Origin of the sequence: Lysobacter sp. CA199, from assembly GCF_052078715.1 — a bacterium.
Taxonomy (GTDB): domain Bacteria; phylum Pseudomonadota; class Gammaproteobacteria; order Xanthomonadales; family Xanthomonadaceae; genus Lysobacter.
In genome coordinates, this window is the sequence record NZ_JBQJIL010000023.1 from 20,931 (window position 1) to 36,539 (window position 15,609).

At 64.4% G+C, this 15,609-nt stretch carries 9 protein-coding genes; 1 reads left to right on the forward strand and 8 read right to left on the reverse strand.

What is annotated here, in order from left to right; translation table 11 throughout:
• Positions 1-156: 156 nt before the first annotated feature.
• Entirely contained in the window at positions 157-603 is a 447-nt protein-coding gene (locus ACTOWJ_RS28890; RefSeq protein WP_441338094.1) for a hypothetical protein, read from the reverse strand.
• A 361-nt stretch (positions 604-964) separates the two neighbouring features.
• Here ACTOWJ_RS28890 and ACTOWJ_RS28895 point away from each other — a divergent pair, with 361 nt between their 5' ends.
• Positions 965-2,683 carry a LysM peptidoglycan-binding domain-containing protein gene (locus tag ACTOWJ_RS28895; RefSeq protein WP_441338095.1) on the forward strand — a complete coding sequence of 573 codons (1,719 nt, stop codon included), beginning with the start codon at positions 965-967 and terminating at the stop codon, positions 2,681-2,683.
• A gap of 141 nt (positions 2,684-2,824) precedes the next feature.
• Here ACTOWJ_RS28895 and ACTOWJ_RS28900 read toward each other — a convergent pair whose 3' ends face one another.
• The 7 genes from ACTOWJ_RS28900 to ACTOWJ_RS28930 form a co-directional block, all read right to left on the reverse strand.
• Complete coding sequence (locus tag ACTOWJ_RS28900) at positions 2,825-3,235, reverse strand: ClpX C4-type zinc finger protein (RefSeq protein WP_441338096.1); 411 nt, start codon at positions 3,233-3,235, stop codon at positions 2,825-2,827.
• Between the two features lie 105 nt (positions 3,236-3,340).
• Positions 3,341-3,748, reverse strand: a complete 408-nt coding sequence (locus tag ACTOWJ_RS28905) for a hypothetical protein (protein WP_441338097.1) — start codon at positions 3,746-3,748, stop codon at positions 3,341-3,343.
• 233 nt (positions 3,749-3,981) lie between these two features.
• Positions 3,982-4,842 carry a 4'-phosphopantetheinyl transferase family protein gene (locus ACTOWJ_RS28910; protein ID WP_441338098.1) on the reverse strand — a complete coding sequence of 287 codons (861 nt, stop codon included), beginning with the start codon at positions 4,840-4,842 and terminating at the stop codon, positions 3,982-3,984.
• Positions 4,843-4,966: 124 nt separating this feature from the next.
• The gene (locus ACTOWJ_RS28915) at positions 4,967-8,020 is read right to left on the reverse strand and encodes an efflux RND transporter permease subunit (RefSeq protein ID WP_441338099.1); all 3,054 of its coding nucleotides are present in this window, start codon (positions 8,018-8,020) and stop codon (positions 4,967-4,969) included.
• A 75-nt stretch (positions 8,021-8,095) separates the two neighbouring features.
• Positions 8,096-9,145 (reverse strand): efflux RND transporter periplasmic adaptor subunit, encoded by a 1,050-nt coding sequence (locus ACTOWJ_RS28920; protein ID WP_441338101.1) that lies wholly within the window; start codon positions 9,143-9,145, stop codon positions 8,096-8,098.
• A 139-nt stretch (positions 9,146-9,284) separates the two neighbouring features.
• Positions 9,285-10,352 (reverse strand): ABC transporter permease, encoded by a 1,068-nt coding sequence (locus tag ACTOWJ_RS28925; protein ID WP_441338100.1) that lies wholly within the window; start codon positions 10,350-10,352, stop codon positions 9,285-9,287.
• Positions 10,349-15,604 carry an amino acid adenylation domain-containing protein gene (locus ACTOWJ_RS28930; protein WP_441338102.1) on the reverse strand — a complete coding sequence of 1,752 codons (5,256 nt, stop codon included), beginning with the start codon at positions 15,602-15,604 and terminating at the stop codon, positions 10,349-10,351. The genes ACTOWJ_RS28925 and ACTOWJ_RS28930 overlap by 4 nt, the downstream gene beginning before the upstream one ends.
• Positions 15,605-15,609: the final 5 nt, after the last annotated feature.

Genomic DNA, 15,609 nt, shown 5'->3' on the forward strand with positions numbered 1-15,609 from the left:
ACGGGCGCAATGGCCCAGCCGTGAAGCAATCGTTTTAACGTGTTGCCCGCCGCAGGCCAATTGGGGGCAACCCTAGCGGCGCTTGAGTTCGGGTCAAACAGGGCCCGCCCCATCGCCGAAGCCGCGCGTGTTTTGGAATTCACCGGGCTTGCTCGCTCAATCGCCCGTCTTCCGCGACACGACATCGAAGCCGCCTCCGGGCCATTGCCACCGGCCGGTGATGGTGCCGCCATCCTCGCTCAGCTTGCCCTTGAAGAAGTTGTCCGAGTCCTTGCCGCCGAACCAGGTCCAACAAGTCCCATCGTCGTCGGTCTGGTGGGTATAGGCGAAGTTGCTGCCGTCGTCGGCCAGCAGATGGGAACGCAAGGTCTGCGTCTCATCGTCCCAGGTGATGTACTCGATCCCCGATAGTCTGCGTCCGCGCGGGGTCGTCGCCTCGAACTCCTGGATGAGGTAGTGGCCGCCCAGTCCCATCCGGTAGGTCGAGGTCCCCGGGACCAGGCCTTCGTTCTTCCACGTGCCCAACAGATGCGCGAGTCGTTTCAGCGCGGGATGCGGCGTCAGCGGGAGCTCCGCTGCGCGATGGTTGTTATTGTCTGCCATGGAGCCTCCTTCCGGCTTTGCGCCTGTGATCGCCCCTCATTGCGGGGGACTCTTCTTGACGACGTACGAGCAAGGGCCGGATCGACATCCCGGCGAAGATTCCGGGAACGGCACGACAGCTGCCGTCGTCGCATCGCTGTCCAAGGCCGGCCGGACTTGGACCCGGACTGATGCGCCTGGCTCGGGGCCGCACCAGGTCGGGCGCCGGGTTTTTTCGTACTTTGAGGTCTTCTGGCGCTATCGCGCCGCACAACGCCCCCCAACGACCTAGGGTGAACGCTAGTTTACGGTCGCGTGACATTGCTTAGACTGGTCTATCTGTATCCATCTGCGCCAAGTCCAGGATCGCTCGGAGATCGTTGTGAATATCCCTTCAGTAGACGGCGGCCCATACATACCGGCCATCGTGCCGCAGAACCAGCCGACCACCCACGTAGTCAGCGTCGATACCTCGGTCAACAGCATCGCCGAGCGCTATGGCATCACCCCGCAGGCCTTGCGCGCGGCCAATCCTGAAATCTTCCAGGACAAGGCCCGCCGCGACGAAGCCGCCACCACCGGTGCCGACCCCATTTACTACGGCGATGTGCTCAATATCCCGGCCGCTTCGCAGAGCGTCACCGAAGAGCCGATCACCAGCGACTTCAACCCGACCTATCCCTCATCCACCAGCGAATTCATCCTGGGCGGGCCCAACGCGGCCGTCACCTGGAACCCGGCCGACGGCACGGTGAAATATTCCGCCGGGGTCGAAGGCACGCCCGCTTCCTACGAACACCGGCCGACGCCGTTCGGCATTCCCGACGGCAAGGCTCCGGGCGCCGTGTTCGAAGTGAACGTGCGCGCCGATACCGCGCACACCTCGGGCGCCGCGCACAAGAACGGCGCGACCGAAGTCACCGTGAGCGAAGCCGAGAGCAGCATCATGGCCAGCGTCTCGGCCGGCGTGGACGGCGGCAAGGGCAAGGGCGTGATCGATCTGGAACTGGGCGAAGGCGCCGGCTTCCGTTCGCGCTACAAGGTCACCTTCCCGGGTCAGCAGGATCTGGCGAAGTCCGAAGCCGAAGCCAAGAAGATCAACCCCTTCGACCCGACCACCATTCCCAAGGGCGCCAGCGTGTCGCTGGACGGCCAGGCGTTCACCCAGACCAAGATGGAAGGCACCTTCCGTTACATCGGCACCGAAACCAACGTCAAGGATGCCAGCGGCGTCAGTTTTTCGGTGGCGCGCACCAGCGATACCACGGTGCGCGTGGCGATGGGTCCCAACGAGGCCGTCGAGGCGTTCAATGGCGTGAGTCTGGGCATCGACGGCGCCAGAGTGACCCTGGGCCGCCAGGACAATCTGGGCCAGTCCAAGGTGCGCACTGCCGACTTCGATATCTCCACGCCGGACGGCCAGGCCGCCTACGCGCCTTTCGTCGCGACCGGCGAAGTGGCGCACAACACGCCGGGCGTCAGCCATGTCGCCACCATCGAGCGCCAGGACTACTCGTCGCAGACCCGCGCCAAGGTCGAGCTCGGCCCGCTCAGCGCCGACTTCGCCGGTGCGCAGAACACCGGCGTGTGGGTGAAGGCGACGCACCCGGACGGCTCGTATTCGATGCAGATGGATCTTCAATACTCGGGTGGCGTGCCGCTGAGCGTGACCCAGCGTTACGACGCGCAGGGCAACGAGGTGCTGTCGCAGCGCACGTATCAGATCAAGGTCACGCCCGACGCGAACGATGCCAAGGCATTGAACTGGGTGATGAGCGGCGGCCGCACGCAGGAAGGCGAGATCAAGGCCGACAAGACCACCACACTGACCTTCAGCGAAGATCAGATGCGCGCGCTCTCCGACCAGACGCGCAGCGCAGCCGACACCTTCGGCGGCACCAGCTCGGTATCGGTGCTGGCGTATCACTCCGACGGCACGCCGGTGAACAACACCTTGCAGTTCGCGGTGGGTCTGGTGCGTGGCCAGGCCGGCGAGAAGCAGAATTTCGCCGAGACCTTGTTGAAGATTTCCGATGCCGCCGACGGCGATATCGCACGCCGCAATTTCGAACAGATCCAGGCGCGCGCCAGCACCAGCTGAACCCGCTTCGGGTTATGGCGATGCGACGAAGGGCCGCGATGCGGCCCTTTCCCATCCGCCTCAACAATCCGGCCGACTGCCCGCGGCCTGGAACGGGCGACCGGCGCCGTTGGAACTCCAACGGCCGCTCACTAACGCTCACTAAGATGATTGACTCAAGATATCTCGACACAGATCGACACAGTCCGAGCAAATCCCCGGGCGGTGCGTGTCTCCTGCGATCAGCTTGGGGACCTGAGTTTCATTGCGCTGGCAGAACTCGCATACGTTCCTCTCCCACGCTTTTCGCTTTGCCCTGCCCATTTCGAATCGACGTTCCGGCGCAGCCACATCATCCGTCGCTTCGACCGGTACGAGCCGAACTTCCGATTGCGGGCCTGGCAACGCATGACTCCATGAGTAATGGAACTGAGCCCCCGCCTCGGTGCAGGTCGCCGCGGCAAAAACCGAGATTCCACACTCATCCCAAGACAGCGTCATGCTGATCCGATCCGCATCAGCGCGGCCGTATGCTTTGACTTTTTCGCCAGAAACATAGACATCGAAGAACATAGGCAATCCTCTACCAGAAACGCAACACGGGCGAACTTAAGATCAAGTCACCGATGAGCTCGTCGCTATCAGCGAGCAAAGGCAGGCGCTTATGACCTGTGCGATTTATTTTCCACTCGAGCCCAAGGCAAGGTGGACTTTCGTAAGCAAGAATTTACGCTTGGCGGCCAACTCCGGCATTTCTTCCACTTCGCCGCGATCGGCGCAGGCCGACGGAAAATGGGATATCGACCACAATCGGCCCGTCAGAGAAGCGCGCGCCTCGGCATCGAGCAAGCGAAGTTCTTGGCCCGCGAGCCCCGAGCTCCTTTCACGAAACACATCGACTACCGTTTTATAGGCGCTGTCCATGGCAACCGCGCATGCATCGGCTATCTTCGCCAAGGCGGGCTCATCGAGTGCGCCGGAACCTCGCGTCGCACATTCATCGATGATTGAACGAATTTCCGCTTCAATCTCGCGCTCACAGCCAGCCAGTCGCGCACTTATCTCGCCCGACACCGATCGAATCATCAGTCGTCCTCCGACATCTAACCGAGACACTCAGAAACTTCACCATACTCGGGGCATCGATCAGCACTCAGCTGTCGAGAGTGATCGCCTCGCCGTCTGGTGCGGCGACCAAACGCCGAGTTCACCGACCCATCTTAAAACAGATACTTATGTACGGCGTCGAGAACGCGGTCGGATTCGTCCGATGACCGCTCTGCTCGAGTCAAACCAAGCCAGCGAACTCCATCGGCTCGTCACGACGTCTTCAAAAATTCCAGATCGAGCACCGCATGCGCTGACGAAGTCGTCAGTCTGCGTATCGTCACTCGGGGCGCGGCATCCTCGCCCACGTCGGCGCATAGGGCCAACAGATGGTCATGCGTGGGGCGGCACTGCCAAAAACGCCATCGATTCACGTTGTCGTCCAAGGCGGGGTCGGCGACCAGACGCACCACGGGGCCGCCCGGGAACTGGAAGCCGAACTTCTCCAGCGGAATCGACAGCCCCAGCCCACGCGCTTTCGCATAGGCTTCCTTGAAGGTCCAGTACTCGAAGAATCGGTCCTGCCGGCGGTGCTCGGGAATGCGCGCAAGCGCGTCGATCTCCTCCGCAGCGAAGTGGCGTTCGGCGATTCCCATCGACACTTGTCGCACGGCAATGTGTTCGACATCCACGCCGATCGCCCGGCGCGACGTCACCGCCATCGCGATCAGACCCCGGGTATGCGAGATGTTGAACGACAGGCGGCTCGCTTCGTCGCCGTGCCGGTCGGCGATGTGTGGACGCCCGAAGGCATCGGCGAGGAAGGTCCAATCCTCGGGCAGGACGTTCGCGTACCGGGACAGCACGGTACGGGCCATGCCGCGGGTCACGAGATAGCGCTTGCGATCGTCCTGAAGCTGGAAGCGAACTTGCCTGCGCCGCTCGTCTGGATTCAACAGTTCCATAAACCCGCTGAGCGAGGCTTCATCGATCTGGTCGTAGAAAGCGAGCCAGACGTCGATGCCGTGCTCGTCGATGCCCTGCCCGTCGACAGCGCGCTTGTCGACAGCGCGCTCGTCAACCGCAGGTTCGAGCTCGGCCGTGCTTCGATCGATTCGCGCTTCTTGCTTCATGGACCGCCCCGCGCACGGTTTCCGCCAAGCGATAGCCGGCCATCGGGCCGGCGAGAATCGCGGCCTTTTGCCTCCGGCCCGCAGCGACCCCGAGGCGGATGCGGCCGATCCGAATGGGTCCGCATCAGGCCGGATTCGGCACGATCGCGCGTCGGCCGGAACCGAACTTCCGGGCCAACCACAGCTCGATGTCGTGGACGAAGCTGAAGAGCACCGGCACCAGGATCAGACTCAGAACCGTCGAGGAAATCAGGCCGCCGATCACGGCGATGGCCATCGGCGCGCGGAACGCCGAGTCGAGCGACACGCCGAACGCCAACGGCACCATGCCCGCGGTCATCGCGACCGAGGTCATCACGATCGGGCGCGCGCGCGCGCGGCAGGCCTGCATGATCGCGTCGAATCTGGGCACGCCCTCCCGTATCCGCTCCAGCATGGCGTCCACGAGCAGGATCGAGTTCTTGTCCGCGATGCCCATCAGCATCAGCATTCCCAACAGCGCCGGCAGACTGAGTTCCATCCCGGTCACGAACAACAACAAGAACGCGCCGCCGATCGACAAGGGAAGCGCCAGCATTCGCGCCAGCGGCTGCAGCCAGTCGCGATACAGCAAGACCTGAATCGCGTAGACCAGGAACAGTCCGGTGCCGAGCGCCTTCAGGAAGCTCACCATCAGTTCGGTGACGAACTCGGCGTCGCCGGTTTTTAGCACCCGCACGCTCGACGACAGGTTCTTTAGCGACGGCAGCGCGTTGATCCGCTCCATGGCCGTGCCCAGGGCGACGCCGTCCAGATTGGCTTCCAGATCGATCCGACGCTCGCGGTCGTAACGCTCGATGGTGGCCGGCCCCTTGCCGAACCGCAGCGTGGCCACCGACGCCAACGGCACGCTGTCGCCGCTGGCGGTGCGCAGCTTGAGGTTCTGCAGCGTGCTCAGATCGGTTCCGTATTCGCGCGGCAAACGCACGCGCACCGGAATTTCCCGGCTCATGTAATTGAATTTCGACAAACGCGGGATGTCGTCGCCGATGGTGGAGATGCTCACGGCCTCGCCGACCTGCTGCGCGGTGATGCCGAATTCGGCGGACTTGACCGGATCCATTTCCACGACGATTTCCGGCTGCTCCTGGCCGACGCTGGTGTCGACGGCGATCAGACCCGGAATCTTCTGCATGTCGCGCTTGATCGCATCGGCCGCCTGGGTGAGGGCGCGATCGTCGTCGCTGACCAGCGCGATCGATACGTCCTTGCGCCCCGACAGGCTGTCGAAGCTGACCCGCATATCGGCCAGCTTCGCGATCTCCGGATAGACCAGTGCGGTGAATTCGCGCTCGCTTATGTCGCGCTTGCTGGGCGGAACCAGTTTGACGTACAGCCGCGCCTTGTTGACCGCGCCGTCGTTTCCGCCGGACATGGCGAGCACGTACTCGACTTCGCGATGGCGGCTGACCACGGCCGCGACTCTCTGCGCCGCCTGATCGGTCTGTTCGATCGTGCTGCCCCGCGGAACTTCCAGGCTGATGCTGGAAACGGAGTAGTCGTCGTAAGGCATGAAACCCGTCGGCAGCAAGGGCACCAGTCCGAACGAGGCGACCACGCCGACCAGGGTCATCACCAGCGTCTTGATCCGGTGCTTGAGCGTCCACTGGACCACGGCCAGGTATTTCGAGGTCATCGCGCCGTCTCGCGCATGGTCCGCGCGGGGCGCTTTCATCAGCCGCGATGCCAACATCGGCGTCAGCAGGCGCGCCACCACCAGGGAGAAGAACGCGGCGATCGCGACGGTCAGGCCGAACTGGCGGAAGTAGAGGCCGGGCAGACCGCCCATGAAACTCACCGGGACGAACACCACGCAAATCACCAGGGTGGTCGCGATCACCGACAGGCCGATCTCGTCGGACGCCTCGATCGCCGCCTGCAGCGGCGACTTGCCGGCGCGCATGTGCCGCTCGATGTTCTCGACCTCGACGATCGCATCGTCGACGAGCACACCGGTGACCAGGGTGATCGCCAGCAGGCTGATCATGTTCAAGGTGAAGTCGAGCCACTGCATCACCAGGAACGTGGGAATGATCGACAAGGGGATCGTCACCGCCGCAATCAGGGTCGCCCGCCGATCGCGCAGGAACAAGAAGACCACCAGCACCGTCAGCAATGCGCCTTCGGCGAAGTTGAACATCGTCGCGCGATAGCCTATCTCGACGAAATCGATGTCCGAGAAGCCCACGCGGAACTTCACGCCGCGCGTTTTAGAAACCTCTTCCAGCCGATCCCTGACCGCCTTGGCGACGGAGACTTCGCTGACGGACGGGTCCTTGTAGACCATGAAGGTCACCGCCGGACGTCCGTCGACCTTGGTGATGTTGCGCAACTCCGACGGGCCGTACGAGACCGCGCCGATATCCGACAGCTTCACCTCGCGACCGCCCGGCACCGCGATCCGGGTCGCCGCCAATCCCTCCAGGCTGTCGGCCCGGCCGATCGTGCGCAATGCGTATTCCGTCGCGCCCAGCGTGAACCGACCGCCCGGAGAATTCACATTGCTGGACGCCAACTGCCGGCTGACGTCGGCCGCGCTGATCCCCAAACCCGCCAACGTCGCGGGGTCGAGCACGATGGAGATCTCCTGGTCGCTGCCGCCGCTGCGATCGACCCGGGAAACCCCTTTGAGCGACAGCAATTCGCGCGCCACCGACTGGTCGACGAATCGGCTCAGGTCCTCCATCGGCATTTCCGGCGCTTCGGCGATGTAGATGCCGACCGGACGGCCGGTATCGCTGGCGCGGCGCACGATGGGTTCGCGCACCGTCGCCGGCAGGTTCTGGCGGATCGCCGCCACCGCATTGCGCACGTCGTTGGTGGCGCGGTCCAGGCCGATATCGAGGTTGAACTCGATCTGGGTCATCGACTGGCCTTCGGTCACCGTCGAGATGATCCGCTTGATGCCCGGGATCGAAGCCACCGCGTCTTCGACTTTCTGCGTCGTCTCCGCCTCCAACTCGGTGGGTGTCGCCCCGGGTTGCAGGATCAGCACGTTGACCACGGGCGTGACCACGTTGGGCATCGCCGTGATCGGCAACTGGATGAACGCGACGATGCCCGCCAAGCTGAGCATGACGAACAACAGAATGGGCGGGACAGGATTGCGGATCGCCCAGGTCGAGAAGCTGAATGCCATTTCGAAGATCTCTGTCCTAAAAGTAAGCGAAGCGGAAGCGCCGTTGCCGAACCCGAAGCCGAAGAGCGCAGCGGGTCAGCGAGGCGCCTGGGCGATCAGCACTTTGTCGTTTTCGCGCAGGAACGGCCCGGCCTTGGCGACGATACGAAGCTTGCCCAACGCTTCGGAGACCACGACCGTGTCGACGGTCTGCAGCGTCGGCGTGATCGGCAGGCGCGTGACCAGCCCCTTGCCGTCCACGCGCCAGACATAGCTGCCGATCGAATCTTGCTGCATCGCCGAGCGGGGAATCGTCCAGCCTTCGATCTGCGCCAGATCGATCCGCGCCTGGGCGAAGATGCCGACGGGAATCGCGCCCTGGGCGATCAGCCGGATCCGGACTTCGCTCGCGCGGGTGACGCTGTCCACATTCGGGGTGATCAGTCGAATCACGCCGCTGATCGCATCCGCGCGCCCCGCCACCTTGACGCTGGCCACCATGCCCGGCTTCAGGCGTCCGACCACCGCTTCGGGCACGCTGGCATCCATCTCGACTTCGCCGTCTTTCGCAATTTCGAACAAGGCGACGGTGTCGCTGGTCAGGGTTCCGATCGCGGCGGTGCGCCGATAGACGAAGCCGGCGGCCGGCGCGACCACGTTCGTGCGCTGCACGCTCAGTTGCGCGTTCTCGTAGCGCGCACGCGCGACTTCAAAGGCCGCCTGCTTTTGCTTGAACGACTCCAGGCTGACCAGTTGCTGCGGCAGCAAGCTGCGCATGCGCTCGTACTCGCCGCGCGTGCGCTCGAAGTCCGAGCGCAGCTCGTTGCGCGCGATGCCCACGCCCTTGCCGTCGAGCACCGCCAGTGTCTGCCCAGCCTGGACGTAGTCGCCGACCTCGGCTTCCACGCGCTGAACCTGCAGGCCCGGCAGTTCCGGGACCACCAGAACGTTCTCGCGGCTGCGCGTGGCGCCGACCACCGAGATGGCATCGGCCAGCGCCTTGCGCTCGGGCTCGACCACGCTGACCGTCAGCGGCGGCGTCGTTTGGTTCGAGGTGACCGCGGACTTGGCCGGCCTTCCGCCGAGCCACAGACCCAATACCAGGCCGGTGCCCAGCAACGTTACAGCGTAGACCATCGGGCGCATTTTCACGGCAGGACCACTTGGCTTGCGGAAAGGGAGGGACGGGACCGCGGCGGATTCGAACACTGTCGGCTGAGCCGACGCGGCGACGCTGCCGGTGTCTGCACAAAGGCCGTCAGCGGTAAGGCGAGAGCGAGGACGATTACCATCGGAATCTCCACCTCGCCAGCAGCAGGATCACGACCATCCAGATCGACAGGGTGATCAGCGCCGGATACAGCACCGACACGTTCTGGAACCCGACGCCGCCGAACATCAGCTCGCGCAGGGCCGTCGTGAACGGAGCCAGCGGCGAGTGCTCGGCGATCGGCTGCAGCCACTTCGGGAACATCTTGATCGAGAAGAACAGACCGCCCAGCAGCATCATCGGAATCTGGATCACGCCGACGATGCCGCTGAAGGCCATCACCGTGCGGCTGAACAGGAACACGATCAGGCCGATGCCGAGGTAGGTCGCGGTTCCCAGCGTGACCACCAGCAGCAGCAGCGGATAGTTGATATCGGGCGAAACGCCGAGTCCGAACACGCATACCGCGAGCATGCCGGCGACCACGCTGTACGCGACCAGCAGGCGCGACAGGAACAGTCCGGCGAAGAACGGAGTCGGCGAAACATCCACGGTCTTGAGTTGCTTGAACAACCCCAGACTCTCTTCGCCGATCAGGATCGAACCGAAGCCGCTCAGGCCGATGATCAGCAAGGTCATCGCGATCACGCCCGGCAGCAACGTGGCCAGGTAGGACGAACGCCGGCTCACCTCCACGTTCTGCAGACGCACTTGTACCGCCGCCGGATCGGAAGCGCCGTCGCGCACTATCGAGGCCAGCGCGATGGCGCCGATCCTGTTCTCCTCCAGCGAATTGCTTTCCACCGTCACGCTCGCCGGTCCGCCTCCGGCGGGGGCAGCCGCTTTCAACAGATGCTGGATCTCGTTGTTCTTGAGCGCGGTTTCGGCCTCCGCCCGTTCTCCCACGAAGGCAGCGACATGCACCAGATCCTGTTTGGCCAGTGCGTCGACCACGCTTTGCCCGGACGGAGCGATCTCGGCTTCGAGGTAGGAGACCTTGATCTTGTGATCGCCCGCCATCTCCAACGGATAGCCGATACCCAGCAGCAGCACGACCGGAAACACGTAGGAGAAGAACAGCGCGGCTTTGTCGTACCTCAACTGCAACATGCGCAGTTTGAAGAATACCCATACCATTCTCATGACTTCAGCTCCTTGCCGGTCTTGTTCAAGAACACGTCTTCCAGATTCAGGCGATCGATCTGTATGCCGAGCACGGCCACGCCGCGCGCTTCGGTGATGGTGAGGATCTGGCGGATTGCGCCGGCCACGTCGTCGGTGGGAACCCGCAGCGAGTCGGTGAAGCCGTCCCAGGTCGCGTCGAATTTCGGAGCCATCTCGCTTGCGAGTTCTTCGCCGGGCGCTTCGATTTCCAGCTTGACCACGACCTGCTGGGTCGCGCTCAAGTCGGCCACCAGCGCCTTCGGGTCGCCGCGATCGACGATCTCGCCCTGATTCATGATCAGGATCTCGTCGCACAGACGCTCGGCTTCCTCCATGTAGTGCGTGGTCAGCACGATGGTGCAGGTGCGCCGCTGCTTCAGTTCTTCGATGAACTCCCACAGGTGCCGCCTGCTGTGCGGATCGAGCGCCGCGCTGGGCTCGTCGAGGAACAGGATTTCGGGGTCGCCGAGCAGCGCCAGTGCGATCGACAATCGCTGCTTCTGACCACCCGACAACTCGTCGACCTTGAACTTCATCTTGTCGGCGAGATCGAGCCGATCGAGCAGGCTCGCGGGCACTTTGAGCTTGGATTTTCCGTTCGTCGCGGCCCGAAACTCGGCATAGAAATTGATCAGTTCCCCGACGGTGAGGAACAAGAAATAGTTGCTGGTCTGCAACTGCACGCCGATCCTGGGCTGGATCTTGCGGATCTGGGTGCCCACGTCCATTCCCAGCATCGTGATCCGGCCCGAGGTGATCGGCACGACGCCTTCGATCATGCCCAGCAACGAGGTCTTACCCGCGCCGTTGGGTCCCAGGATGCCGAAGCACGAGCCCTTGGGTACGCTGAAACTCACGCCCTTCACCACGTCGACGTCGACATAGCGCTTGTACAGGTCGTGCACGACGATGGCCGCCTCCGCGTTCGGGGCCGATGGCGTCAGGGTCGTGGTCGAAGAAACCGGCGACGCCGTGGTCTGCGTCGGATCCGGGCCACGGATGGGGATCACGCTACGCGTCGTTCCGCCCGCCGACGCGATCATGGCGTTCACTTCTTCGACCATTGCATTGCTTCCTCTGAATACGAATAGGGCGTCGAGTCTTTCTTTGCCGGCGTAAGCGTCGAACACGACGCCCCGAACGGCTTCGATCTTGGCGTGCAGCGCGTCGAAGTCGACATGCGAGTCGTCGAGCCCCGCGCCTGCGGCTTGTTGGAAGTTGAATGCGATCTCGTGGTCCGACGAAGCCAGGGTTCCGGCGGCGCGGACGTCGCCGGAGCGCTGCCAGTCCAGAAAGCGAACGCCCTGGCGATGCAGCAGATGGGCTCGCTCGATCGATTCATCGAGCACGCTCGCCGGGCCCACCGCCACCGGTATCTTGTCCAGGAACAGACCGACCTGGCCGAAGAAACCCAGATGCCCGAGTTGCCTTCCATGGTGGGTCATCGCCATCGCGAAACGCTCGAGTCCGGTGACTTTCGAAACCAGCGCCCGGAACAGACCGAAGGCTTGGCTGGCCGCGGCGTCCGATGCCCCCGTCGGCATCCGGATCGCCACCATTCGCGCGGGCATCGCGGCCTTCGCCACGAGCGCCGCGGTGGTTCCCCGCGTGGTTTCCGCCATGCCCGCGTTGTCGAGCTCGATCGCCAGCCGTTCGAGCAACGCCGGATCGCGGGGCTTGGCGCATTCATCGACGAAGTCGCGATAACGGCCCTGCGGCAGCTCACTGTCCTGAAGCGGGCCGTCCCCGAGCAAGGCGCGATGCAGGCCGTCGGCGATGGCTTCGAACGATCGGCCGTCGGTGATCAGATGATCGTTCACCATGACCAGCTGATGATCCGTGTCGCTGCGCGATATCAACACGCACACGTGACACAGCCGTGATGTTTCTTGCGCCCGGTGCAGCGCCGCGACGATCGCCGACCATGCCGCATCGGAATCGGCGGCGGTAAGATCGCGAAGATCGACCCAGGGCAGGTCCCGTGCGCGGATCGCCGATGGTTCGAGCACGTCCCATGCGCGCCCGTCCAGGTCCGCGGCCGCGCGCAGCATGTCCTGACTGCGTATCAGCGCAGCCAGTGCGGCGCGCAGTTCATCGCCCGACCACCAGCCGCGGATCGGCACGACGTGCTGCGAGATGCGGTCGTGCCATTCGATCGCCGATTTCTGCACCTCGCTGAACGCGTATCGTTGCGCCACGTCGGCCGCGCGGATGACGCGCTCGCATCGGGCGAGCGAATCCTCGAGTTCCGCGACAAGCGCTTTCTCATCGAAATGCGCGTGTTCGACGGCCACCGCGATCGGGTCTTCGTCGATGAAGATCCGGCTCGGACTGTCCGCACCGGTCAGCGATGCGCTGATCCTCTTCAGTTCGGCGATGTCGGCCGGCGTGGCTGGCGACAGGCGCAGGACCCGGCGCCCGTCGACGGTTTCCGCGCGGAAATTCCAACCGCGTCGGCGCAACCAGTTCTCCATCGTGACGTCTTCGTCGGCATCCGATGCCTGCGCGTTCTCCTCGATCGCGGCCGCGATGGCCTGGACCGTGGCCAACCGGTAGATGTCCTGGATTTTCAGCGCGATGCCGGCTGCGGCGAGCTTGTCGAGCACTTGCAGCACCATCAGCGAGTGTCCGCCCAGCTCGAAGAAGTCGTCGAAGCGCCCGACCCGTTCGACCTTCAGCAATTCGGCCCAGATCGTCGCGAGGGTGATTTCCACGCGCCCTTGCGGGGCTTCGTAGCCGCGACGCGCATAGGCCGCATCGTCCGGCGCCGGCAAGGCCTTGCGATCGAGCTTGCCGTTGGGCGTCAGCGGCAACGAGTCCAGCGTCACGAACGCCACCGGCACCATGTAGTCCGGCAGCTGCGCGAGCAACTGCCCGCGCAGGTCGGCCGCCGACGCGGCCGCGTCGTGCTGCATCGTCACATACGCCACCAACCGCTTCTCGCCCGGCGCGTCCTCGCGCGCCAGCACCGCCGCCTCATGCACGCCCGCGCACGCCGTCAGCCTGGCTTCGATCTCGCCCAGTTCGATCCGGAATCCGCGGATCTTCACCTGGAAATCGTTGCGGCCCAGGTACTCCAGTTCGCCGGTCGGCAACCAGCGGGCAAGATCTCCGGACTTGTACATGCGCGCATCGGCCTGCGGCGAGAACGGATCGCGCAGGAACCGCTCGGCGGTCAATTCCGGACGATCCAGATACCCGCGCGCCACCTGCACCCCGCCCAGGAACATCTCGCCGGGCACGCCGACCGGCACCGGCTCGCCATACGCGTCGAGCACATACACCGGTGTGTTGACGATCGGCTTTCCGATCACCGGGCCGCCCGACGACTCGCGGATGCTGCCGATGGTCGCGTCGACCGTGCATTCGGTCGGGCCGTACATGTTGTGGAAGTGGATCTTCGGCGAGGCCTTCAACCGTTCCCACATCCGCCGGCCCACCGGTTCGCCGCCCAGGTACACGCTGGTGGGACGGTGTCCGTCGGTCTCGATCAAGCCCGCCGACAGCAGCACTTCCAGCTGCGAGGGCGTGCTGTCCATCGCCTCGATCCGGTAGCGGTCGATAAAGGCCAGCATCGCCGGGCCGTTGGCCCGGATCGCCTGCGGGACCAGCACCAGGCAATGGCCCGACAGCAACTGCAGAATCCCTTTCAACGACATGTCGAACGAGAACGCCGCGTTCAACGCCACGCGCGCCTGCGGCGCCAGTTCGCGGTGCGTGGTCTGACCCATCGCGCGCCAGAAATTGACCGCCGAGCGGTGCTCGACCATGACGCCCTTGGGCTGGCCGGTCGAACCGGAGGTGTAGATCACGTAAGCCAGATGGCGCGAGCTCAGGCCGGCGACCGTCGGGTCGTGCGCGTCCGCCGCATCCAGGCTGCCGTCGTCGAGCACCAGCATCGGCACTTGTGCGGCTTGCAGCAACGGCAATGCCTTGTACGCCTGCGCCTGAGTCAACACGGCCTTGGGGCGGCCGTCGCGCAGCATGTACGCCAGGCGATCGGGCGGATAGTTCGGATCCAGCGGCACGTAGGCCGCGCCCGCTTTCAGGATGCCGAGCAGGCCGATCACCATCGCCAGACTACGCTCCGTGCAGATCGCAACCCGGTCGTCCGGCTGCACACCCAGCGCGATCAGTCGATGGGCGACTTGATTGGCGCGGCGGTTCAGTTCGGCGTAGCTGAGCGTGTCGTCCTCGCAGATCAACGCCGCCGCATCGGGCGTGCGCCGTACTTGCGCTTCGAACAGCGCGTGCACCGTCGTCTCCGGGTACTCCCGGGCGGTCGCATTCCAGTCGCGCAACACGCGGGTGCGCTCGACCTCGTCCAGCAGCGGCAGACGCGCCACCGCCGTCGTCTCGTCCTGCGCCATTCCCGCCAGCAGACGCTGCCAGTACCCCGCGTAGCGCGCCACGGTCCGCGCGTCGAACAGTGAGGTCATATAGCTGATCCGACCGACGATTCCGCCGTCGCGCTCGCCCAGATCCAAAGCCAGATCGAACCGTGCCTTGGTGGTTTCCTGCGCCAGGCCTTCGGCCGTTACGCCCGGCATCGCCAAGCGCGCTTCGTCCTGATTCTGCCAAGCCAGCATCACCTGGAAGATCGGCGTATGCGCGGTGCTGCGCGCCGGTTTGGTCACTTCCACCACATGATCGAACGGCAGGTCCTGGTGCGACTGCGCATCCAGCACCCGGCGGCGCGTGTGCGCCAGCAGCTCGGCCACCGTCGGCTCGCCGTCCAGCCCGATCCGCAGCGCCAGGGTGTTGACGAAGAATCCGATCAGCGGCTCGATCTCGGCCCGGTTGCGGCCCGCCATCGGAGTGCCGATCACCACCTCGTCCTGGCCCGACAACCGGCTCAGCACCGCCGCCCAGCTCGCCAGCAGCGTCATGTAGAGCGTCACGCCGTGGCGTTGGCTCAGCGCTTTCAGCTTTGCCGTCAGCGTCGCGTCCAGCGCGATCTCCAGCGCTGCGCCAGCGAAGTCCTGATGCGGCGGGCGCGGGCGATCGGTCGGCAGTTCCAGCAACGTCGGTGCGCCGGCCAGGGCCTCGCGCCAGTACGCCGTCTGCCGCTCCAACTGGCCTTCGGCCAGCCATTGCCGCTGCCATTGTGCGTAGTCGATGTACTGGATCGGCAGCGGCGGCAACGGATCGCTTTCGCCGGCCACGTCGGCCGTATACAAGCGACTCAGTTCGGCCAGCATCACCCCGATCGACCAACCGTCGGAGACGATGTGGT